Source organism: Pinisolibacter sp. DMC100 (genome assembly GCF_056313705.1).
In genome coordinates this window covers 1-19,694 of sequence record NZ_JBQUZT010000006.1, presented here as the reverse complement: position 1 = coordinate 19,694, position 19,694 = coordinate 1, and the positions used below count along the sequence as shown (strand labels likewise).

The 19,694-nt window shown below is 69.9% G+C and carries 24 protein-coding genes, 1 tRNA gene and 1 pseudogene; 14 read left to right on the top strand and 12 right to left on the bottom strand.

What is annotated here, in order from left to right:
* Positions 1-96: 96 nt before the first annotated feature.
* The gene (locus ACT541_RS17465; protein WP_476138378.1) at positions 97-1,182 is read right to left on the bottom strand and encodes an AI-2E family transporter; all 1,086 of its coding nucleotides are present in this window, start codon (positions 1,180-1,182) and stop codon (positions 97-99) included.
* Between the two features lie 200 nt (positions 1,183-1,382).
* Here ACT541_RS17465 and ACT541_RS17460 point away from each other — a divergent pair, with 200 nt between their 5' ends.
* The 3 genes from ACT541_RS17460 to ACT541_RS17450 all read left to right on the top strand — a co-directional run bounded on the left by ACT541_RS17460 (position 1,383) and on the right by ACT541_RS17450 (position 2,603).
* Positions 1,383-1,793: a hypothetical protein gene (locus ACT541_RS17460; protein WP_476138377.1), complete on the top strand. Its 411-nt coding sequence runs from the start codon at positions 1,383-1,385 to the stop codon at positions 1,791-1,793.
* A 2-nt stretch (positions 1,794-1,795) separates the two neighbouring features.
* Positions 1,796-2,182 carry a hypothetical protein gene (locus tag ACT541_RS17455; protein WP_476138376.1) on the top strand — a complete coding sequence of 129 codons (387 nt, stop codon included), beginning with the start codon at positions 1,796-1,798 and terminating at the stop codon, positions 2,180-2,182.
* Positions 2,183-2,306: 124 nt separating this feature from the next.
* Positions 2,307-2,603, top strand: coding sequence for a hypothetical protein (locus tag ACT541_RS17450; protein ID WP_476138375.1), 297 nt, complete (start codon positions 2,307-2,309; stop codon positions 2,601-2,603).
* Positions 2,604-2,707: 104 nt separating this feature from the next.
* Here the strand turns inward: ACT541_RS17450 and ACT541_RS17445 are convergent, their stop codons facing one another.
* From ACT541_RS17445 to ACT541_RS17430, 4 genes are all read right to left on the bottom strand, one after another.
* Positions 2,708-3,799, bottom strand: a complete 1,092-nt coding sequence (locus ACT541_RS17445) for a sensor histidine kinase (protein ID WP_476138374.1) — start codon at positions 3,797-3,799, stop codon at positions 2,708-2,710.
* Between the two features lies 1 nt (position 3,800).
* Positions 3,801-4,214: a response regulator gene (locus ACT541_RS17440; RefSeq protein ID WP_476138499.1), complete on the bottom strand. Its 414-nt coding sequence runs from the start codon at positions 4,212-4,214 to the stop codon at positions 3,801-3,803.
* A gap of 29 nt (positions 4,215-4,243) precedes the next feature.
* Positions 4,244-5,749, bottom strand: a complete 1,506-nt coding sequence (locus tag ACT541_RS17435) for a sensor histidine kinase (RefSeq protein ID WP_476138373.1) — start codon at positions 5,747-5,749, stop codon at positions 4,244-4,246.
* 312 nt (positions 5,750-6,061) lie between these two features.
* Positions 6,062-6,226, bottom strand: coding sequence for a DUF1328 domain-containing protein (locus tag ACT541_RS17430; RefSeq protein ID WP_476138372.1), 165 nt, complete (start codon positions 6,224-6,226; stop codon positions 6,062-6,064).
* A gap of 380 nt (positions 6,227-6,606) precedes the next feature.
* Between ACT541_RS17430 and ACT541_RS17425 the strand changes: the two genes are divergently transcribed.
* Together ACT541_RS17425 and ACT541_RS17420 are read left to right on the top strand one after the other, a co-directional pair.
* Complete coding sequence (locus ACT541_RS17425; RefSeq protein WP_476138371.1) at positions 6,607-6,912, top strand: hypothetical protein; 306 nt, start codon at positions 6,607-6,609, stop codon at positions 6,910-6,912.
* A gap of 201 nt (positions 6,913-7,113) precedes the next feature.
* On the top strand, positions 7,114-8,298 hold the full coding sequence (locus ACT541_RS17420; RefSeq protein ID WP_476138370.1) for a zinc-binding metallopeptidase family protein: 1,185 nt from the start codon (positions 7,114-7,116) through the stop codon (positions 8,296-8,298).
* Here ACT541_RS17420 and ACT541_RS17415 read toward each other — a convergent pair.
* The 5 genes and pseudogenes from ACT541_RS17415 to ACT541_RS17395 all read right to left on the bottom strand — a co-directional run.
* Positions 8,256-9,107, bottom strand: a pseudogene (locus ACT541_RS17415) (YihY/virulence factor BrkB family protein); the annotation flags it as partial. The gene ACT541_RS17420 and the pseudogene ACT541_RS17415 overlap by 43 nt on opposite strands.
* Before the next feature lie 79 nt (positions 9,108-9,186).
* Entirely contained in the window at positions 9,187-9,414 is a 228-nt protein-coding gene (locus ACT541_RS17410) for a hypothetical protein (RefSeq protein WP_476138369.1), read from the bottom strand.
* Positions 9,415-9,446: 32 nt separating this feature from the next.
* The gene (locus ACT541_RS17405) at positions 9,447-10,349 is read right to left on the bottom strand and encodes a lipid kinase (protein ID WP_476138368.1); all 903 of its coding nucleotides are present in this window, start codon (positions 10,347-10,349) and stop codon (positions 9,447-9,449) included.
* Positions 10,346-10,972 carry an exopolysaccharide biosynthesis protein gene (locus ACT541_RS17400; protein ID WP_476138367.1) on the bottom strand — a complete coding sequence of 209 codons (627 nt, stop codon included), beginning with the start codon at positions 10,970-10,972 and terminating at the stop codon, positions 10,346-10,348. Before ACT541_RS17400 ends, ACT541_RS17405 begins: the two co-directional genes overlap by 4 nt.
* Position 10,973: 1 nt before the next feature.
* Positions 10,974-11,120 carry a hypothetical protein gene (locus ACT541_RS17395; protein WP_476138366.1) on the bottom strand — a complete coding sequence of 49 codons (147 nt, stop codon included), beginning with the start codon at positions 11,118-11,120 and terminating at the stop codon, positions 10,974-10,976.
* Between the two features lie 245 nt (positions 11,121-11,365).
* Between ACT541_RS17395 and ACT541_RS17390 the strand changes: the two genes are divergently transcribed.
* The 8 genes from ACT541_RS17390 (at position 11,366) to ACT541_RS17355 (ending at position 17,722) form a co-directional block, all read left to right on the top strand.
* On the top strand, positions 11,366-11,557 hold the full coding sequence (locus ACT541_RS17390; protein ID WP_476138365.1) for a CsbD family protein: 192 nt from the start codon (positions 11,366-11,368) through the stop codon (positions 11,555-11,557).
* Between the two features lie 158 nt (positions 11,558-11,715).
* Positions 11,716-12,276: an NADPH-dependent FMN reductase gene (locus ACT541_RS17385; RefSeq protein WP_476138364.1), complete on the top strand. Its 561-nt coding sequence runs from the start codon at positions 11,716-11,718 to the stop codon at positions 12,274-12,276.
* A gap of 183 nt (positions 12,277-12,459) precedes the next feature.
* The gene (locus ACT541_RS17380) at positions 12,460-12,918 is read left to right on the top strand and encodes an RrF2 family transcriptional regulator (protein WP_476138363.1); all 459 of its coding nucleotides are present in this window, start codon (positions 12,460-12,462) and stop codon (positions 12,916-12,918) included.
* Positions 12,915-13,499 carry a LysE family transporter gene (locus ACT541_RS17375; protein ID WP_476138362.1) on the top strand — a complete coding sequence of 195 codons (585 nt, stop codon included), beginning with the start codon at positions 12,915-12,917 and terminating at the stop codon, positions 13,497-13,499. Before ACT541_RS17380 ends, ACT541_RS17375 begins: the two co-directional genes overlap by 4 nt.
* A 222-nt stretch (positions 13,500-13,721) precedes the next feature.
* The gene (locus ACT541_RS17370) at positions 13,722-14,792 is read left to right on the top strand and encodes a sulfate ABC transporter substrate-binding protein (protein ID WP_476138361.1); all 1,071 of its coding nucleotides are present in this window, start codon (positions 13,722-13,724) and stop codon (positions 14,790-14,792) included.
* Positions 14,793-14,869: 77 nt separating this feature from the next.
* Entirely contained in the window at positions 14,870-15,730 is an 861-nt protein-coding gene (cysT, locus tag ACT541_RS17365; protein WP_476138360.1) for a sulfate ABC transporter permease subunit CysT, read from the top strand.
* The gene (gene cysW / locus ACT541_RS17360; RefSeq protein WP_476138359.1) at positions 15,730-16,623 is read left to right on the top strand and encodes a sulfate ABC transporter permease subunit CysW; all 894 of its coding nucleotides are present in this window, start codon (positions 15,730-15,732) and stop codon (positions 16,621-16,623) included. Before cysT ends, cysW begins: the two co-directional genes overlap by 1 nt.
* Positions 16,624-16,630: 7 nt before the next feature.
* Positions 16,631-17,722, top strand: a complete 1,092-nt coding sequence (locus tag ACT541_RS17355) for a sulfate/molybdate ABC transporter ATP-binding protein (RefSeq protein ID WP_476138358.1) — start codon at positions 16,631-16,633, stop codon at positions 17,720-17,722.
* A gap of 76 nt (positions 17,723-17,798) precedes the next feature.
* On the opposite strand, the gene ACT541_RS17350 is transcribed toward ACT541_RS17355, so the two are convergent.
* Entirely contained in the window at positions 17,799-18,365 is a 567-nt protein-coding gene (locus ACT541_RS17350) for an RBBP9/YdeN family alpha/beta hydrolase (protein WP_476138357.1), read from the bottom strand.
* Positions 18,366-18,914: 549 nt separating this feature from the next.
* Here ACT541_RS17350 and ACT541_RS17345 point away from each other — a divergent pair.
* A complete protein-coding gene (locus ACT541_RS17345) occupies positions 18,915-19,112 on the top strand; it encodes a hypothetical protein (protein WP_476138356.1) in 198 nt (65 codons plus the stop codon).
* A 271-nt stretch (positions 19,113-19,383) separates the two neighbouring features.
* Here the strand turns inward: ACT541_RS17345 and ACT541_RS17340 are convergent.
* Positions 19,384-19,460, bottom strand: a tRNA-Met gene (locus ACT541_RS17340).
* Positions 19,461-19,694: the final 234 nt, after the last annotated feature.

The window sequence follows — 19,694 nt, the reverse complement described above, 5'->3', positions numbered from 1 at the left end:
CGACGTCCCGGGTATTCGAGCACGAGAAGGGCCCCGGAGCACGATCGCTCCGGGGCCCTTCTCGCGTCCGGAGCGGTCGGTTCGGCCGCGGCGGCGTCAGCCGGGCAGCGTCGGGCGCGGGTCGTTCGTCAACTCCTCGGCCAGAGTCCGGGCGAGCAGCACCAGGGGCATGGCGAGCACGGCGCCGAGCGCACCCCACATCCAGGTTCCGACGACGATCGCCACGAAGACGAGGAACGGATTGATCTCGAATCGACGGCCGAGGAGGGCCGGGACGACGCCGTTCTCCGCCACGAGGTGGACGGCGAGAAAGGCGCCGGCCGGCCAGATCGCCGCCAACGGCGTGTCGTGGGCGAGGAGGCCGGCGGCGAGAAGCGAGAACGTCACCAGCGCCGCGCCGAGGAACGGCACGAAGCTGACGAGGAACGTCAGGATGCCCCAGAGCGCCGGGTTGGTCAGCCCTCCGGCCCAGGCCAGACCCGCCGTCGCGAGACCGACGCCGAGATAGACGATCGCCGTCGTGCCGAAATAGCTCGCCAGCGCGGCCTCGCCGGCGTTCATCACCCGGATGACCGACAGCCGCCGGTCGCGGTCGACGAAGGCGAGAATGGCGCGGCGCCGGAGATCGGCCCGGCCCGCCACGAAGAAGGCGAGGGTCAGGAAGAAGATCGCGATCTCGCCCAGAGCCGGCGTCAGGCCGCCGAGAACCCCCGTGACCGACGCCAGATCGATCGACGACGCGATCCCTTCCAGCCCCGAGGTCGCCCCCGCACCGCCGAGGACGGAGCCGGACCCCACCACGCGCGTCCGCAACGTGATCAGGGGCTCGAGCAGACGTCCGAACAGCGTCTCGACCCGATGGATCATGTCCGGCAGACGCTCTCCCACACCGGAGATCGCTTCCGCGGCCGCATCGACCAGGACGAACAGACCGAAGCCGGAGACGACGACGAGCGCCATGCCGCCGACCAGCGGCGGCAGTCCGAAGCGCTGCACGCGGTCGCCGACATGCGCGATCACCGAACCGAACACGACGGCGGCGATCATCGGCACGACGAGCGAAGCCGCCGCATGCAGCGCGACGACCAGGGCGAGCCCGAAGAGGCCGACGAGGGCGATCTCGCTCGGACTGCGTCCGCGAGCCGGAACGACGGCGATCGGGTTTCGTTCGGGAAGATTCAAGGGCGTTCTCCTCGTCGCGCCGCGAAGACGATCGCGCCGTCGGAACCCCAATTCCCGGAACCGGCGAAGGTTCCCGGATCGATGTCGCGACGAGAACGGGGAACCCGACGGGACTTCGTTCGTTGTCCCATCGAGCCGGCGGTCGTCGAAACCGCCGGAGATCCCCCTTCCACCCGCTTCGAACGAGAGAGGAGACCGCCATGGCCCAGTCCACCGTCATCCGAAAGGTCGCGACCGTCGCCGAGGACGCCGCCGCCGAGGCGGCCGCCACCGGCGCCGATGCCCGCGAGGCCGGTGCGACCGTCGCCGCGCAGGTCGAGGCGATCGCCGCCTCGGCCCGCGAGGCCCTCGCCCAGATGCGCCGCATCGTCGACGACTTCGCCGCCGCCACCGGCGAAAAGGCGGGCACGGCGAGCGATGCGGTCGAGGCGGCGGGTGCCGCCACCGCCGATCGCATCGGCGCGCTCGTCGAAGACGCCCGGAGCATGGGCAGGGACGGTCTCGACTCGATCGCCGATCAGGTCGCCAAGCGTCCGGTCACCGCTCTCGCGATCGCCGCCGGCGTCGGCATCCTGCTCGGCCTCGCCACCCGTCCCGGTCGACACGGATGAGAATGTCCCGGCTCGTCGGCATCGACGTCGCCCTCGTCCGACGCCGCGGCGCTCTGCTCACGGCCTTCGGCATCCTGGCGGCGGCGGCGCTCCTCGTCGCGCTCGGCTTCGCCGGGCGCGCCGCGGAGATCGCGCTGACACGTCGCCTCGATCCCGAGACCGCCGCGCTCGTCGTGGCGGTCTCGGCCCTCGCCCTCGTCGTCGCGGCGGTCGTCGCGATGATCCTCGTCCTGCGTCGGACGCGTCGCGACGTGGCGCGCGCCGTGAAGACCAGCGCGATGGTCACGCTCGGCCCGCCGGCGGTGTCGCTGGCGCTCCGCCACACCGGCCTCGCCGCCGTGGTCGTCGCCGCCGGCATCGGATTCTGGCTGGCGCACCGGGAGGACTGAACCACGCCGTCGCGCCGGCCCGGCCCCGGGATTCACGGTTGCCGGGAACCGGATGCGACGACGAGCGTTGTCTCCACAGACGTCCGAGACTTCGGCAGACACAACGAAGACAGGAGGCGATCCCATGCGTATCCGATCCTTCGCCACGGCCCTGCTCGGCCTGACCCTGACCTTCGCGACCGGCGGCGCCCTCGTCGGCCTCTCGATCGCGAAGGAGAGAGCGTCTCGTCCCGAAGTCCCGACAGCGGACGGCTGCCCGCCCGAAGCCTGTACCGTGGTGGTGAAGACCACCGCCGGCGGCCCGCCGAGCGAGATGTTCCAGCCCGGCGCGTCGGAAGGAACCGCCTCCGGCAGGTCCGGCGGTTGGGCCGTCGCCTTCCATCGCCCGACCGCGCCGTCCGACACCTTCGCCGTCGACTGACGTCGGCCGACGACGCCCTCGCCACGGCGGCTCGCGAATTGGGGGCGCCGGGACGGGAAGCGGAGAGAAGGGACGGTCGCCGCACGGCGACCGCCCGTCTGCGTTCAGGTTCGGCGGGATTCGTCGTCGGGCTCGGATTCGGCGACACACCGGGGAAACGCGACCGTCACCACGGTTCCGACCGCGCCGCGGCTCCAGGTGATGTCGGCATCGAGATTGCGGCTCATCGCCCGGACGATCTTGGAACCGAGCCCGGTCCCGTGAACCTCCCCGGTTCCGTCCCAGCCGACGCCGTCGTCGGCCACGGTGACGACGACCCGATCGTCGTCCTCGACCGCGCCGACGCGGATCTCGCCGGTCGCGCCGTCGCGATAGGCGTATTTGAAGGCGTTGGTCACCAGCTCGCCGACGATGACGCCGAGGGAGACGGCGCGATCGGTCTTGATGACGATCGGCGCCAACTCGGTGACGATGTCGTGCATCGCGCCTTCGCCCCGCATCGCCGTGCCGAGCTCCTGCAGGAGGTGGCCGAGATAGGCGGCGATCTCGACTTCGCCGACGTTCTGCGACGCATAGAGATGGCGGTGCACACCGGCGACGGCGGCGATCCGGTTCTGCGTCTCCTGGAGCGCATGCTTCGCCCGCTCGTCGTCGAGGATCGAGGCCTGCATCCGCACCATCGCCGCGACCAGGCCGAGCGAGTTGGCGACTCGGTGGTTGACCTCCTTGAGGAGCAGTTCGGCGCGGTCCCGCGCCTCGCGCACCGCCCGCTCGTTCTCGACCCGCGCCCGTCTCAGCCGCCAGCGGTCGAACGCCTGTTCGAGCGCCGCGATCAGAAGATCGAAGAAGTCGGTCGACGTGTCCTTGATCACGTAGTCGTCGGCGCCGTTCTTCAGCGCCTCGACGGCGAGCCGGGCATCGGCCGAGGCCGTCACGTAGACGATCGGCGGCCTGCGGTCGCGTGAACCGACACGGGCGAGGATGTCGAAACCGGTCTCCCCGGCGAGCGAGTGGTCGAGCGCCACCACGTCGACGCCGCCCTCGGCGAGCATGGCGAGCGCCTCCTCGCCGGTCGCCACGCCGACGACGGTGTGCCCGCGACGCGCCAGAGCCCTGCGAACCAGCGCGCACAGGGCCGGATCGTCGTCGACGTGGAGAACCGTGATCGATCCGCCCAGTTCGGTGCCGTAGGGCAAGTCAGTCGACCTCCGGGATCTGCATGACCGACAGGAACAGACCCAGTTGGCGAATCGCGTTGGCGAAACTGTCGTAGTTGAGCGGCTTGGTGATGTAGACGTTGGCGCCGAGATCGTAGCATCGCCGGATCTCGCGCTGGTCGTCGGTCGTCGTCAGCACGATCACCGGAGACCGCCTGAGGTGCTCGTTGAACTTGATGCGGGCGAGGATGTCGATCCCGGTCATGTCGGGCAGGTTGAGATCGAGCAGCACGAGATGCGAGCGCCCGGCGCTGACCGCACCACTGCCGTCCGGACCGAGCAGATGGGCGAGCGCGGTCGTCCCGTCGCGGAAGGCGACGATCTCGTTCGTCACGCCGGCCCGCCGGATGTTCTTCTCGATCAGCCGGGCATGACCCTCGTCGTCCTCGATCATGACGATGACGACGGGTTTGGGTTCTCGGATCACGTGTCACCTCTCCGGATGCGCGGCGCGAGGTCCTTGGCGACGACCACGCGAAACAGGGTACCACTCGTACCGTCGCTCACCACCGTCACGTCGCCGCCGAGACGGCGTGCCAGCGCTCGGGTGTGGGCGAGGCCGATGCCTTCGCCGGGGCGGTCCTGCGGGCCGGCGCGACGAAAGAGCTCGAAGATGCGTTCGTGGTCGGCGGCGGCGATGCCCCGACCGTTGTCCTCGACCTCGAAGATCGCGTTCCACCGCTCGATCCGCCCCCTGACGACGATCCGCCCGGGACGCCCGTCGACGAGGTACTTCGCGGCATTGTCGAGGAGATTGGTGAAGACCTGTTGCAGGGCGGCGCGGTCGGAGACGATCGCGGGCAGCCTGCCCTCGATCTCGACCTGCACCCCGGCCTCGTCGAAGCGATGCCGAATGGAGGCGATGCAGTCCCGCACGACGGCTTCGACGTCGAGCGCCTCCGGCTCGAGCAGGCGCCGCCCGGCGCGCGAGAGCTTCAGGATCTCGTTGATCAGCCCGTCCATGCGGGCGGTCGAGGACCGAATGAACCCCAGCGCCTCGGGGATGTCCTCTTCCACGGCGGTCACGACGTCGCGATTGCCGGGGACCGCGCGGTCGAGCGGAGCGATCTCGAAGTGCTCGCGGATCGTCCGGGTCGATTCCTCCAGTTCCGCGGTGAAGCCCATGATGTTGACGAGCGGCGCGCGCAGGTCGTGGCTGACGATGTAGGCGTAGCGCTGCAGCTCCTCGTTCGCCCGCATCACGCCGGCTGTCCGCTCGCGCACCTGTTCCTCGAGCGCCTCGTTGATCTCCGCGAGGTCCCGCCGGGCCCGCTCGATCTCGTTCATGTGACGGCGGATGAGCAGGGTCGCACCGACCGCCAGGACGACGATCATCGCCGCGCCCAGCGAGATCATCGTCGTCAGCGAGGCGGCGGCTTCGCGCATGCCGGCGGCACTGTCCATGCGGTGACGGGCGGCCCGTTCGCGCAGCGCCCCACCCTGAGACCGCACCTCGTCCATCAGCTTCTTGCCGGCATCGGAGGCGATCACGAGCCTGATGTCGTCGAGATGGCCGGCACGGAATTCGGCGAGGTTGGTCTTCACCAGCTCCATCTTGCGGCGACCGACGTCGATCGTGCGATCGATCTCGGCGACGTCGAAGAGCCTGCCGCCGTCCAACTCGCGAGCCCGTTCGCGCAGCTCCGCCGCATCCTTCTCGAATTCCTCGAGCGCGGTGACGTAGGGCGCGAGATAGCTCTCTTTCGAGGTGATGATGAAGCCGCGTTGCGCCGTCTCGGCGTCGACCAGATCGGAGATGAACTCGAGCACGAGGCGATCGACCCGCGCCGCCCGCAGGGCTTCGCCCGACTGCTCTCGGGTTCTGGCCGAGAAGACGAAGGCGGCGGCGACGATGGCGAACAACGCCGCCGCCCCGATGCCGAGCAGGAGGATGTTGTAGGCGGCGAACGGGCGCCGGAAGACCATCATGCGGACCGTTGCTCTCTCGGTACTCGTGGGCCGACGCAGGGAGTGTCCCGCGCAACATGGAGCGGCATGCCCGATCCGTCCACCCGTCGGGGATGTCCCGTCGCGACCGCCGTTCGTACCGATCAACGCACCACGCGCCGTCCGGTTCCCTCCGCGACCGGATCTTCGACGTGGAACCGACCGAAGGTGTGAGCAGTCGCGCCAGGCCGCGGCGGATCACGCCGTCGGCCTCGTCGATGACGACGGCACCCGGCCCTTCGGCGAAAGAGGGCGCCCGGGGACGCCCTCTCGGTTCGAAGATCCCGATCGTCCTCAGGCGCCCGGCACCAGCTGGGAGACGTAGGAGATGAGGAAGAGAATCAGGAACAGGCCGAACAGGATCTTGGCGATGCCGGCGGAGGTGTTGGCGATGCCGCCGAAGCCGAACACGGCCGCGATCAGCGCAACGACGAGGAAGACGAGCGACCAGTGCAACATGAGAGGATCTCCTCTGTTGGATTGATCGCACAACGCCGGCGGACCGGTTCCGGTTCCCCTGTCGGCCACGGTCGGCGCCACGGCATTTTTCGCCACGTCCCGGGAACCGGCGACCGCCGACCGGCGTTGTCTCGGCAAGGTTCGAGACCGAAACGAGCCGACCACGACGCGCCACCGGACGGGTGGATTCGCGACGGGGAACGGCTGTCCTCGAGCGAACGATCACTGTCGAAAGGATCTCGTCATGACTCGCGGCCTCCTGCTCTGGCTCCTCGGCGTGCCGATCCCGATCATCATCCTGATCGCGATCTTCTATCGCTGACGCGTCCGACGCGTCTCGACCGTTCCGCCCCGCAACCCGACCAATCGAAGGTGACACCATGAATCTCTCGTCGGCCCCGGCTCCCAAGCGCGTCGCCCTGTTCTCCACCCTCGCCGTCGCCCTCACGCTCGGCGCCTGCGCCAATCCGCGCGACCAGCGCATGCTCGACGGCGCGCTGATCGGCGGCACCGGCGGTGCGATCATCGGCGGCGTGGCCTCCGGCACCGCGGGCGGTGCCGTCGTCGGCGGCGTCGCCGGCGCGGCGGCCGGTGCGGTGATCGCCGACGCCACCCGCCCGCGCGGTCACGGCAAGACCTGCTGGTGGTCCGACACCCTGGACCGTCGCGTCTGCCGCTACCGCTGAGGCGACACGGCGAGGCCGCCGCCCGGAGACGGGCGGCGGCCTCGCCGTGTCTCGTCCGTGGGGGAAAGTCGACGCCGCCGCGGCGATGCCGAAATGCGTCGTCGTCGTGTCGCCCCGCAATGATGGAGTATCGTTCGCGGCGGGGCCTCGTGCCGCCGCCGTGCCTCGACAGAGGCGTTCGACCTTCCAAGGAGGGCCCACGTGCGCCTCTTCTCCTGCGACGAATGCGCCAACGTCGTGCACTACGACAATACCGCCTGCCTCGCCTGCGGCCATCGGTTGGGCTTTCGCCCGGACACGGACCGGCCGACGGCCCTCTTGCCGCGCGAAGGCGTCTGGATCTCGGTTCGCGACGGCGGTCGTTGGCGCCTCTGCGCGAATGCCGATCCGTTCGGGTGCAATCGCATCCTCGCCGCCGACGGCTTCGACACTCTCTGCGACGTGTGTCGCCATCACCGGACGATCCCCCCGCTCGACGATGTCGAAGCCGTCGAGGGCATGCGGCGGATCGGCATCGCCGAGCGCCATCTCTTTCATTCCCTGCGCCGTTGGGGGCTCGCCTGTCCGACCAGAGCCGAGGATCCCGTGGCGGGTCTCGCCTTCGACTATCTCGCCGAGGTCGGGGAACCGGGCGGCGCGGCGAAGCCGGTCGTCACCGGTCACGCCGACGGGATCGTCACGCTCGCCGTCACCGAGGCCGACGACGTCGAGCGCGAGGCGCGGCGGACGCGGCTGGGCGAACCCTACCGGACGTTGCTGGGCCATCTGCGCCACGAGATCGGCCACTACTGGTGGGACCGACTCGTGCGCGACGGTGGACGGATCGACGCCTTTCGCGCCGTCTTCGGCGACGAGAGCGCCAACTATGCGACGGCGCTGCACCGGCACTACGACGGCGGACCGCCGATCGGATGGCAGGAGGCCTTCGTCAGCGCCTATGCCTCGTCGCACCCCTGGGAGGACTTCGCCGAGACCTGGGCCCATCACATGCACATGGTGGATGCCCTCGACACCGCGTCGGCCTTCGGCATCGCGCTCTCGCCGCAGGGGCGTGCGGCCGACACGCACGCGCTCGAGGTCGACTTCGACCCCTACCGCGAAGCCGACTTCCGCACCCTGGCGACGGCCTGGCCGCGCCTGACGGTGGCGGTCAACGCCGTCAATCGCTCGCTCGGCCAGCCCGACGTCTATCCCTTCGTGCTGACGCCGAAGATCGAGGCGAAACTGGCCTTCGTCCACGATCTGGTGAGAGAGGCGCGATGCCGAGACGGGGCGTCGGCCGCCCGCCGTTCCGCGTCGGCGGCGATCTCCGCCCCGACGAGGACGATGATCGCCGAGACCCAGGCCCAGGTCAGCACGACGACGACACCGGCGAGCGAACCGTAGGTCGCCGAATAGGAACCGATCGTCGTCGCATACCAGGAGAAGGCGGCGGAGGCCGCGCTCCAGGCGACGGTCGCGAAGGCAGCTCCCGGCACCTGGAGCGCGGCGCGGGGCGGCCTCCGGTCGGGACCGAAGCGATAGAGCGAGACGATGGCGCCGAAGCCGAGGCCGAGCAGGATCGGCCAACGCAGGAGGCCGAGCACCGTCGCCGTCGGCGTGCCGCCGGCGCGTTCGGAGAGAACCGGAAAGAGCGCGAAGGCGAACAGCGTCGCGACCACCACGGCGACGGCCGTCAGGGTGAAGCCGATCGTGACGAGGTTGAGCCGCAGGAACGAGCGGGTCTCCGGCAGACCCCACGTCCGCCCGAGCCCCTCGAACATGCCCTTCACCGCCGCATTGGCGCTCCAGACGGCGATCGGGAGCGAGCCGACGAGGGTCCACGACAGGGCGGTGGACGAGGTCGCGGCGAGGCGCGTCGCCTGTTCGACGACGATGGTGCGCAGTTCCAGGGGCAGCGGCAGGTCGATCGTCGCGAGCTGGCCGGGGATGTCGGCGGGCTGCCAGATCAGCCCCCAGACCGACACCAGCACCGACAGCGCCGGCACCAGCGACAACAGCGCATAGAAGGCGATCGCGGCCGACACCGAGAGCAGACCGTCGTCGATCGCCGATCTCAGGATCGCCCGTCCGCGCGCGACGGTCGACGGCACGGCGGGCGCGTCGTCGGCCGCCGTGCGCCGCCGAAGGAGCCCCAGTCCGGCGCCGAGCACGAAGGCGGCGCCCGCGGCGACGATGGTCCTGAGCGGTCGCATCCTTCCCTCTCCCCGGCTCGGCACGCGAAACGGAACGGGGCCGTGCTCCCGGTCGGAGCACGGCCCGCCGGTCGGGCGATCAGACGCCGTCCATCGGCAGCCCGATCTCCTTCCGCGCCTTCAGGCGCGGGGCGAGAGCCCAGGTCACGGGGACCGAGACGAGGAACGTCGCCAGCACCATCCACGGGAAGAGCCCCTCGGCCTGCGCGGCGAGCGGCGTCGCCAGAAGCAGGAGGGCGCCGACCCCGAAGGTGACGGCCTGGACCATCATGTAGATCACCGCGGAGATCATGAACGTTCGGGACATGTTTGGTCTCCTCTGTTCGTGGGTCCGGGGTTTCAACGCGGAGCGTGTGATTTCGTTCCGGGCGCGAAGATGCGGACGGCGCCGGGGAGAACGCGACAGACCGCCGGCGTGCGGGTCAGAACCTCGCCGTCGACGTTGATCGAGCGCGGACGTCGCGTCAGGATCTCGAAGCGCGTTCCGCTCAGGGCGCGCACTTCGGGTCTCACTCCGTGCCGGCCTCGCGGGAAGGAGCCGGCGATGCCGAGCAGTCTCCACACCGCCGGGAATTCGAGCGAATAGAGATCGAGCCGCCCGTCGTCGATGGCGGCGGTCTCTTCCACCACCATGCCGCCGCCGTAGTGGCGTCCGTTGCCGACGGCGATCTGGAGTGTCTCGACCGCGATCGTCTCGCCCGTCTCCGTCAGGATGGTGGCGCGGAACGGCCGTGCGTCGACGATCGCGCGCAGGAGCGCGACGAGATAGCCGAGGCGGCCGAACCGACGCTTGACGCCGCTCTCCAGTCGATCGGCGAGCGTGACCGACAGACCGAGACTGGCGACGTTGAAGTAGACGTGGCCGTTCACCTCGCCGAGGTCGACGCGACGCGCCCTGCCCTCGGCGATCACCTGCACCGCCGCCGCGGGGGCGAGCGGCAGCGACAGCGTTCGGGCGAGATCGTTGCCGGTTCCGGCCGGCACCAGCCCGATGGGCAGGCCGGTCGCCAGCGCGGCGGCGGCGACCGAGTTCGCCGTGCCGTCTCCGCCGACGGCGACGATCATGTCGGCCTCGTCGGCGAGGGCCGACACCCGCTCGCGAAGCTCGCGCGCGTCGCGGCCTTGCACCCGCACGCATTCGATGCCGTTTCGAGCGAGCGCCTCGAGCGCCGGAGCGAGCACCTCGGCACCGCGTCGGGCGTTCTCGTTGGCGACGACCAGCGCGCGTCGGCGTCCGGTCATGCGAGCCGCCCTCCCACCAGATCGAACAGGCCCTCGATCAGGCTCGCGCCGACGAACAGGAGCGCGATCGTCCAGGCGATCGCCGCCAGTCCGACGAGGCCGGACAGGGCGAGCGCGACCCCGTCACGCATCAGCAGGGAGACGGCGACCGCGACGATCGCGACGACCGGCGGCACGTTGCCGAGCGGGATCGGGAGGGCGACGGCGAAGCCGAGGAGTGCGATCAGGACGGCGGCGACGCGTCGCGCGCCGTCGCCCGCCAGCTCCTGTCGGCGCCCGGCCCGGAACAGCCGGCGCAGTCCGTCGAGAACCGGCAGCACCTTCCGCAACACCACCCGCAGAGCGCCCGCGGGCAACGCGAACTCGGCGAAGGCGTTCGGAAGACGCAGACGATCGAAGCCCCACGCGCACTGGATCGCGGCGATCACCACGAGCGTCCCGAAGGCCATGCCCCAGGGGCCGGGCACGGGGATCAGGGGCGGCAGGGCGAGCACGATGAACAGCAGCGGAAAGCCCGCCGTGCCGAGCGTGTCGACCAGATCACCGACCTTCAGCCGTCGCCCGTCGACCAGCTCCCCTTCGAGGCGTCGCAGCGCCTCGAAGGCATCGGCCGAGGTCTTCAAATCACTTCTCCTTCACCGAGATGCCGTTGTTGCCGATCGAGATCTCGACCCCGTCCGGCTGCTTGCGCTCTTCGTGGAGTTGCCAGCCGAGGACACCGACGGCCACGACGAGGACGACGACGATGGCGACGAGCATCTGACGAGTCATGAGAACCCTCGTGGTTGGTGGTGGGCGATCTTCGAGCGCCCTCGTCCGAGGAACGCGCGGACGCGCGAGAAGTTCCCTCCCGCCGTCGCGATCGGCGAACCGGCCGCATCGAATATCCCGTCGCATCGGGAACCGTTCCCGCACGTCGGGCGTTGTGGGGACAGTCGACCGCAGAAGCCGCGAAGCACGGCATCACGAAGCGATGGACCAGATCCCAACGACGGAAACGACGAAAGGAACGTCCCATGAGCGCCACCACCGACAAGATCAAGGGCTACGCCAACGAAGCCGCCGGCAAGGCCAAGCAGGTCGCCGGCAAGATCCTGGACGACGACCGACTGAAGGCCGAAGGTGTCGTCCAGGAAGCCAAGGGCGACCTGCAGAAGGCCGTCGGCGCCGGCAAGGCGAAGCTCGCGAAGGCCGTCGACAAGATGTGAGGCCATCGGCATCGCCGAAGAGCACCGCCCGACGGGAGACCGTCGGGCGGGCGTTTCGCGTTCGGCGTCGCCGGCATCGGCATCGGCATCGGCATCGGCACGGCGGGTCGTCGAACCCCCGCCGTCACGCGGTCCATGCGCCAACGAAAGGAAGAGACATGTCCAGACACAACGTCGTCGTCATCGTCGGAAGCCTGCGCAAGCATGCCTTCACCGGGCAACTGGCCGCCGCGCTCGGCGGGCTGGGCGAAGATCGCCTCGACCTGTCGCTCGTCGAGATCCGCGATCTGCCGCTCTACGATCCCGACCTCGACGAAGGCGTCGCGCCCGTCGCCTGGACCGCCTTTCGCGCGGCGGTGAAGCCCGCCGATGCGGCACTGTTCGTGACCCCCGAATACAACCGCTCCGTCCCCGGCGCCCTGAAGAACGCGATCGACGTCGGATCGCGTCCCTACGGCGCCAGCGTCTGGGCCGGCAAGCCCGCCGCGGTGATCTCGTTGACGCCCGGCACGCTCGGTGCCTTCGGCGCCAATCACCACCTGCGCCAGTCGCTCGTCTTCCTCGACATGCCGACCCTGCAACAGCCCGAGGCCTATCTCGGCGGCGCCGGCACGATGTTCGCGCCCACCGGCGGCTTCGCCGACCCGAAGACGGCGGAGTTCATGAAGTCCTATCTCGCCGCCTTCGCAGACTGGATCGACCGCGCCAAGAAGGCGTGACCCGTCGGCGGACGACGACGCCCCCCCGTGCAGCGGTTCCGCCGGACGAGAGCCCCCCGCCGCGGGCGTGAACGACGAGCGATCGCGTCCGCGGCACGGTCGGGAGCCGCGGCGTCGGCGAGCGAGGCATATTGATCGTCACCGGGTGAACGACTATCGAGAGGAAGATCGGAGGCGTTCGCGGTGCTGACCAACAAGGGGAAATACGGCCTAAAGGCCATGGTGCATCTCGCCCGGCTGACGCCGGGGGGGATGGCGCAGTCGGCCGAGATCGCGGCGGCCGAGACCATTTCCAAGAAATTCCTCGACGCGATCCTGCTCGATCTGCGCAATGCCGGCTTCGTCCGCTCGAAGAAGGGGCCGGGCGGCGGCTACGGCCTGGCGAAACCGGCGGCGGAGATCCCGGTCGGCTCGATCATCCGCGCCCTCGACGGGCCGCTCGCCCCGATCGCCTGCGCCAGCCGCACCGCCTACCAGCCCTGCGACGACTGCCACGACCTGACCGCCTGCGCCGTGCGCCTCACCATGCTCGAGGTACGCGACGCCATGGCCGGCGTGCTGGACGCACTGTCGCTCGCCGACATGGCGGCGAAGATCGACGATGCCCGCGGCGCGACGAGCCCGACCGGAGCGGCCGGATGACGGCGGACCTCGTCTCGGCCCTCACCGGTGCCGCGCTCGTGCTGTTCGTGCCGGGCCCGACCAATGCCCTGCTCGCCACCGCCGGCGCCGCGGCGCGCGGGGCTCCGCCGCTGCGTCTCGCCGTCGCCGAACTCACCGGATACCTCGTCTCGACCAACCTCCTGTGGCTGGTCGGCGGCCTGCTGGTCGAGGCCGTGCCCCTGGTCGCGCCGGTGATCCGCCTCGGCCTCGCCGCCTATCTGGTTCTGCTCGGCTGCTGCCTGTGGCGCAGCGAGGAGGCGGAGGCGACCTCGCGCGTGATCACGCCCGGACGCATCTTCCTCACCACGCTGTTCAATCCCAAGGCGGCGATCTTCGCCTTCGTCCTGATGCCGCACGACGGCCTCGCCGCGCTCGCGCTCTGGACCGCCGGCTTCTCCGGCGTCGTGCTGGCGGCCGGCCTCACCTGGCTCCACCTCGGACACCGCATCCGCCGCCACGGCGGCAGCGCCGCCGCCGCATGGGTGCCGAGGATCGCCTCGATCGCCCTCGTCGGCTTCGCCGTCGTCATCGCCGGCCGGACCGTCTCCGCCTACGTCTGAGCCCGCCCGGCGCCGGCCGAAGCCGCCGCCCTCCCGGTACCTCGCCGCCCGTAGCAGGAGCATTTTCTCCGGGCGAGGGCTCGCGGCGGTTCGCGCGAAACACCGTTCCGGCCGACACCCCCTACGAGAAACGCACTTCCAATCGTCCGAAATCTATGGAATAGACATAGTCCATCGATGCTATAGCTTTTATCGCATGTCCTCGATCCCTCGGAGATCAGCATGCCGGCTACCAACGCGCGTTCCCTGCTCCCCTCGTCCGCCCGGCGCGGCCGACGCCTCCGCGATCTCGCGATCGTCGGCGCCGCCTTCGGCGTCGTTCTCGCCACCACGGTCTTCGCGCGCGCCGAAACCGCGCTCCTGAACGTCAGCTACGACCCCACCCGGGAGTTCTACAAGGAGGTGAACCAGACCTTCGCCGACGCATGGAAGGCCAAGACCGGCGAGACGGTCACCATCAAGGCGTCACACGGCGGCTCGGGCAAGCAGGCGCGTTCGGTCATCGACGGCCTCGACGCCGACGTGGTGACGCTGGCGCTCGCCGCCGACATCGACGCCATCGCCAAGCACACCGGCAAGCTGCCGGCCGACTGGCAGAAGCGGCTCGCCAACAATTCCTCGCCCTACACCTCGACCATCCTCTTCCTCGTCAAGAAGGGGAACCCGAAGGGCATCAGGGACTGGTCCGATCTGGTGAAGCCCGGCGTCGAGGTGATCACGCCCAACCCGAAGACCTCGGGCGGCGCGCGCTGGAACTACCTCGCCGCCTGGGCCTGGGCGGCCAGGGAATACAAGGGCGACGACGCCAAGATCCGCGCCTACATCGCCGAGCTGTTCAAACACGTCCCCGTCCTCGACACCGGTGCCCGCGGCTCGACCACGACCTTCGCCCAGCGCGGTCTCGGCGACGTGCTGCTCGCCTGGGAGAACGAGGCCTATCTCGTCTTCGACGAGTTCGGCGCCGACAAGTTCGACATCGTCGTACCGCCCTATTCGATCCTCGCCGAGCCGCCGGTGGCGCTGGTCGACGGCGTCGTCGACGCCAAGGGCACCCGCAAGCAGGCCGAGGCCTATCTCGCCTTCCTCTATTCGGAGAAGGGTCAGAACCTCGCCGCCAAGCACCACTATCGCCCGTCGAACCCCGCCGGCGTCGACAAGGCGCTGCTCGACCGCTTCCCGAAGGTCGAGCTGATCTCGATCGACGATCCGCTGTTCGGCGGCTGGGGCAAGGCGCAGGCCTTCCACTTCGGCGACGGCGGCACCTTCGACCAGCTCTACAAGCCGGCGAACTGACCCGCGCCGGCGCGTGAGACGGCGACCTCGGCTCGGTCCGAGGTCGTCGGCGTGATCGACACCTGCGAAGGCGCTCCATGACCGACGTCCCCGCCTCCCCCCGTACCGTTCCGCGTCGCGCGCCGCTCGTCTCCGGCGTCCTGCCGGGGTTCGGCCTCGCCTTCGGCTGGACCGTGGTCTGGCTCTCCTTCGTCGTGCTGATCCCGCTCGCCGCGCTCGTGCTGAAGGCATCCGGCCTCGGCATCGACGGATTCGCCAAGCTGCTCGCGAGCCCGCGCGTGCTCGCCGCGCTCGAACTCTCCTTCGGCGCGGCGCTGATCGCGGCGGCGATCAATGCCGTCTTCGGCGTGCTCGTCGCCTGGGTGCTGACGCGCTACCGCTTCCCCGGCCGCAGTCTGGTCGACGCCGCCGTCGACCTGCCCTTCGCGCTGCCGACCGCGGTCGCCGGCATCACGCTCGCCGCCCTCTTCGCCAGGAACGGCTGGATCGGGTCGTTCCTCGAGCCGATCGGCATCGAGGTCGCCTATTCCCGCCTCGGCGTCGTGGTGGCGCTGGTCTTCGTCGGCCTGCCCTTCGTCGTGCGCACGGTGCAGCCGCTCCTCGCCGACCTCGACCGCGAGGTCGAGGAGGCCGCCGCGACGCTGGGCGCGAGCCGGGCGGCGACCGTCTTCCGCGTGCTGCTGCCGCCGCTCGTTCCGGCGGTACTGACGGGCTTCACGCTCGCCTTCGCGCGCGGCGTCGGCGAATACGGCTCGATCGTCTTCATCGCCGGCAACATGCCGGGGCTGACCGAGATCGCGCCGCTGCTCGTCGTCATCAAGCTCGAGGAGTTCGACTACGTCGGGGCGACCGGCATCGCCGTCGTCATGCTGGCGGTCTCCTTCGCCCTGCTCTTCGCGATCAACGCCCTGCAACACTGGACCGAGAAGAGGTGGTGATGGCGACCGACCAGACGTTTCCGCTCGATCCGCCCCGCCCGCGGGCGCTGCCGGTGCCGCCGCCGATCGGCGAGACCGCCGGGGCGCGCCGCGTCCTCGTCGCCCTGGCGATCGCCTTCCTCGCGCTGGTGCTCGCCCTGCCGATCGCCGGGGTCTTCACCGAAGGCCTGCGCAAGGGGCTCGGCGCCTATTTCGCCAGCTTCGCCGATCCAGACGCCCTCGCCGCGATCCGGCTGACGCTTCTCGTCGCGGCGATCTCGGTGCCGGCCAATCTGGTGTTCGGCATCGCCGCCGCCTGGGCGATCACCCGGTTCTCGTTTCCCGGCCGCAACCTGCTGGTCACGCTGATCGACCTGCCCTTTTCGGTGTCGCCGGTCGTCTCCGGCCTCGTCTTCGTGCTGCTCTTCGGCGCCAACGGACTCGTCGGCCCGTGGTTCAAGGCGCACGGGATCCAGGTGATCTTCGCCGTCCCCGGACTGGTCCTCGCCACGATCTTCGTCACCTTCCCCTTCGTCGCCCGCGAGCTGATCCCGATCATGCAGGCGCAAGGGTCGGCCGACGAGGAGGCTGCGCTGACGCTCGGGGCGTCGGGCTGGACGATCTTCACCCGGGTGACGCTGCCCAACATCAAGTGGGGCCTGCTCTATGGCGTGCTTCTCTGCAACGCCCGGGCGATGGGCGAGTTCGGCGCGGTCTCGGTCGTCTCCGGCCACATCCGCGGCCAGACCAACACCATGCCGCTGCAGGTGGAGATCCTCTACAACGAGTACGACTTCGTCGGCGCCTTCGCGATCGCCTCGGTCCTGGCGGTCCTCGCGCTCGTCACGCTCGTTCTCAAGACCTTCCTCGAATGGCGATACGGCGACGAACTCGCCCGTTCGGCCCGGCACTGAGGCACCCATGGACATTCACATTCGCGGCCTCGCCAAGGACTTCGGCGACTTTCCCGCCCTCCACGGGCTCGATCTCGACATCCGCTCGGGCGAGCTCCTCGCCCTCCTCGGCCCGTCGGGTTCCGGCAAGACGACGCTGCTGCGCGTGCTCGCCGGCCTCGAACAGCCGAGCGCGGGGACCGTCCATTTCGGCGAGGAGGACGCCTCGCTCCTTCCCGTGCGCGAACGTCGCGTCGGCTTCGTCTTCCAGCACTACGCCCTCTTCCGCCACATGACGGTGGCCGAGAACATCGCCTTCGGTCTCACGGTCAAGCCGAAGTCGGAGCGCCCCAGCGGCGCCGAGATCAAGCGGCGGGTCGAGGAACTGCTCGACCTCGTCCAACTGCCGACGCTCGCCAAGCGCTACCCCTCGCAGCTCTCCGGCGGCCAGCGCCAGCGCGTGGCGCTCGCCCGGGCGCTGGCGGTCGATCCGCGCGTGCTCTTCCTCGACGAACCCTTCGGCGCGCTCGACGCCCAGGTGCGCAAGGATCTGCGCAAGTGGCTGCGCGAGATCCACGACCACACCGGCTACACCACCGTCTTCGTCACCCACGACCAGGACGAGGCGCTGGAACTCGCCGACCGGGTGGTGGTGCTGAACAAGGGGCGGATCGAACAGATCGGCACGCCGGACGAGATCTACGACGCGCCCGCCTCGCCCTTCGTCTTCGACTTCATCGGCGACGCCAGCCGCATCCCCGTCACCGTCGAGCACGGCCGGGTGGTGATCGGCGGCGCCCGCCTCGATCTCGGCGTCGACGTCCTCGGCGCCGGGCCGGCGACCCTCTTCGTCCGGCCGCAGCACTGGCGCCTCGGCACCGGCGACGGCGGGCCTTCCGCGATCGTCGTCGCCACCCGCCGCCACGGCACCGCCCGCCGGCTCGACCTCGCGCTCGACGGCGGCACGACGGTCGAGATCGACCTGGCGCCGGAGATCGCCGTCGCCATCGGCGACCGACTGACGCTGGCGCCGACGCGCTGGCGGATCTTCTTCGCCGACGGCCGCTCGGTCGGCGGAGCGGCCGAGGAGACCGGTGTCGCGACGCGCGCCGCCGGCTGAAGGACCCGGCAGGAAGCCCGATCGGAACGAAGCGGGCGGCGGGAGTTCTCTCCGCCGCCCGTCTCGTCGCCCGCCGTCAACGCGTCGCCCTTCGGCGCGCGGTCAGGCCGCCGCCCATGTGGCGCAGGCGATCGAGCAGCGCCAGTCCCTCCGGCCACACGCCGAGGTCGCTCTCCGCATTGATGTGCCCGGCCTTGCCGATGTCGACGAAGCCCGCCTCCCACATGTCGGCGAGGACGCGTGCACGATCGATCGACATCCAACGGTCGTTGCGGCTCGCCACCACGATCGCCGGGAAGCCGAGCGAGGCGACCGGAAGCGGCGCGAAGGAGGCGACGAGCGGATTCGCCGCCGCCCGTCGGTCGGCGTCCGCCGGCGCGACCAGCAGGAGACCGGCGATCGGCAGATCGGGTCGCCGCGTGGCGAGATGCACCGCCAACACGGCACCGAGACTGTGGCCGGCGAGAAAGGCGCCGGGTTCGGCCTCGACCGCCGCGACGGCGCGGGCGAGCCAGCGCTCGAGGTCCGGGCGCGCCCAGTCGTCCTGGTCGACCAACACCGTGTCGGCGACCTCGTCGGCCCAGTGGCGCTGCCAATGGCCGGGACCGGAGCCGTCGAGGCCGGGAAGCAGAAGCGTGGTCATGAGTCCCTCCGCGTCGGGGCGGATCCGCCCGATGAACCCTCAGTCTAGGTCGACACGCGGCCGACGGCGTGGTCGAACGTTCCAAAGTCGAGACCCGGAACTGATTTGATTTTCAAAGGCCTCCGCCCTTGCGCGACGGCGTGGCGCAAGGCGCCGGGAGTGGCGCGAAGCCGCCTCTCGGCGCCTCGAAAGATAGTCCACAAAGAAAGTATACTTTTTCCCCGCGGGACGGATATCGGAAACGCCGTTCGTCGACGGAGCCCGTCTCGGCGGGCATTCTGCAACCATCGACGGGGCGATTTCGCCCCGAGATCGCGGGATTTGTCGGAGCAGCTTGCACCGCGTCAACAAGGCTAAAAGCACCACGAAGGGTTTCGTGGGCTCCTCGTCCTCGGAGGTACCCATGTCCACGACCTGTCGCAGCGACCGCTGATCCGTCCGTCGCACCGATCGCTCCGCCCGGACGGCCGCGCACGAAGCGGCTCACGGCGGATAGCCCCCTTCGCCATCGTTTCAGAGGACGCCGCGAGCTACGCGGCGAATGACGCCATGCACATCGCCTATGCCATCGACGTCCACCACCAGACCGCGGGAGTCGCGGTCGGTGAGCCGGGCGATTTCAAGTTCTTCTCCTCCGCCCCCGCCTTCGACGGCCTCGAGGGTCGGATCTTCCGTTCGCTCGACCAGGTCAACCGCGCAGCACGCGAGCTCGCCGTCACACGCCGAGCCCGCCGCGTCATGGCCTGATCCCCGAAGACCGGAGCAGTCGGAGTTGGCGTTCCGGTCTCGCCGCCCTTCGGCGGATCCGATCCCCCGGCCGAGGAAGGAGAGAGCCGCTTCGCCGGCGAACCGTGAAGTGCCGACACGAGCGACCGACGTCGGCATCGCTGCCCACGCTCTCCGAGGCCGTCGCTGCGAGAGCCGGTGCTCGGGGTGACGTGCTCCCGCTCATCCGCCCTTTTGCCCTTCCGAAACGCGAAAGCCCCTCCGGGTTTTTTCCCGGAGGGGCTTTCGTGTTTGGTTGCGGGGGCCAGATTTGAACTGACGACCTTCAGGTTATGAGCCTGACGAGCTACCGGGCTGCTCCACCCCGCGTGAGGCGGTGGACGGTTTCGCGGTCGGCGAAGCGTCCGAGAGGCTTTGCCGTCGATCCTCGTCCCGGTGGCGAGGCGGCGGAAGTCGGTTCGATCGAAGGGGAGCCCTTGAAGACCGAACGCCCCTCGGGCGGAAGCCTTCGGGGCGGATCGTCGTTTCGACGTGTTTCGCGATGTGTCGCCGAGGCGAAGTCGTGAGAGAAGGATCGAGAAAGGGATGTTCTTGGCAGGCCTG

What these genes read in the sequence shown, in the direction of transcription:
- ACT541_RS17440 (WP_476138499.1), bottom strand. Translation starts at nt 4,214, where the DNA reads ATGATCGAGGACGACGAGGGTCATGCCCGGCTGATCGAGAAGAACATC.
- ACT541_RS17385 (WP_476138364.1), top strand. Translation starts at nt 11,716, where the DNA reads ATGTCCAGACACAACGTCGTCGTCATCGTCGGAAGCCTGCGCAAGCAT.
- ACT541_RS17455 (WP_476138376.1), top strand. Translation starts at nt 1,796, where the DNA reads ATGTCCCGGCTCGTCGGCATCGACGTCGCCCTCGTCCGACGCCGCGGC.
- ACT541_RS17450 (WP_476138375.1), top strand. Translation starts at nt 2,307, where the DNA reads ATGCGTATCCGATCCTTCGCCACGGCCCTGCTCGGCCTGACCCTGACC.
- ACT541_RS17390 (WP_476138365.1), top strand. Translation starts at nt 11,366, where the DNA reads ATGAGCGCCACCACCGACAAGATCAAGGGCTACGCCAACGAAGCCGCC.
- ACT541_RS17395 (WP_476138366.1), bottom strand. Translation starts at nt 11,120, where the DNA reads ATGACTCGTCAGATGCTCGTCGCCATCGTCGTCGTCCTCGTCGTGGCC.
- ACT541_RS17355 (WP_476138358.1), top strand. Translation starts at nt 16,631, where the DNA reads ATGGACATTCACATTCGCGGCCTCGCCAAGGACTTCGGCGACTTTCCC.
- ACT541_RS17350 (WP_476138357.1), bottom strand. Translation starts at nt 18,365, where the DNA reads ATGACCACGCTTCTGCTTCCCGGCCTCGACGGCTCCGGTCCCGGCCAT.
- ACT541_RS17410 (WP_476138369.1), bottom strand. Translation starts at nt 9,414, where the DNA reads ATGTCCCGAACGTTCATGATCTCCGCGGTGATCTACATGATGGTCCAG.
- cysW (WP_476138359.1), top strand. Translation starts at nt 15,730, where the DNA reads ATGGCGACCGACCAGACGTTTCCGCTCGATCCGCCCCGCCCGCGGGCG.
- ACT541_RS17460 (WP_476138377.1), top strand. Translation starts at nt 1,383, where the DNA reads ATGGCCCAGTCCACCGTCATCCGAAAGGTCGCGACCGTCGCCGAGGAC.
- ACT541_RS17435 (WP_476138373.1), bottom strand. Translation starts at nt 5,749, where the DNA reads ATGATGGTCTTCCGGCGCCCGTTCGCCGCCTACAACATCCTCCTGCTC.
- ACT541_RS17425 (WP_476138371.1), top strand. Translation starts at nt 6,607, where the DNA reads ATGAATCTCTCGTCGGCCCCGGCTCCCAAGCGCGTCGCCCTGTTCTCC.
- ACT541_RS17375 (WP_476138362.1), top strand. Translation starts at nt 12,915, where the DNA reads ATGACGGCGGACCTCGTCTCGGCCCTCACCGGTGCCGCGCTCGTGCTG.
- ACT541_RS17370 (WP_476138361.1), top strand. Translation starts at nt 13,722, where the DNA reads ATGCCGGCTACCAACGCGCGTTCCCTGCTCCCCTCGTCCGCCCGGCGC.
- ACT541_RS17405 (WP_476138368.1), bottom strand. Translation starts at nt 10,349, where the DNA reads ATGACCGGACGCCGACGCGCGCTGGTCGTCGCCAACGAGAACGCCCGA.
- ACT541_RS17430 (WP_476138372.1), bottom strand. Translation starts at nt 6,226, where the DNA reads ATGTTGCACTGGTCGCTCGTCTTCCTCGTCGTTGCGCTGATCGCGGCC.
- ACT541_RS17345 (WP_476138356.1), top strand. Translation starts at nt 18,915, where the DNA reads ATGCACATCGCCTATGCCATCGACGTCCACCACCAGACCGCGGGAGTC.
- cysT (WP_476138360.1), top strand. Translation starts at nt 14,870, where the DNA reads ATGACCGACGTCCCCGCCTCCCCCCGTACCGTTCCGCGTCGCGCGCCG.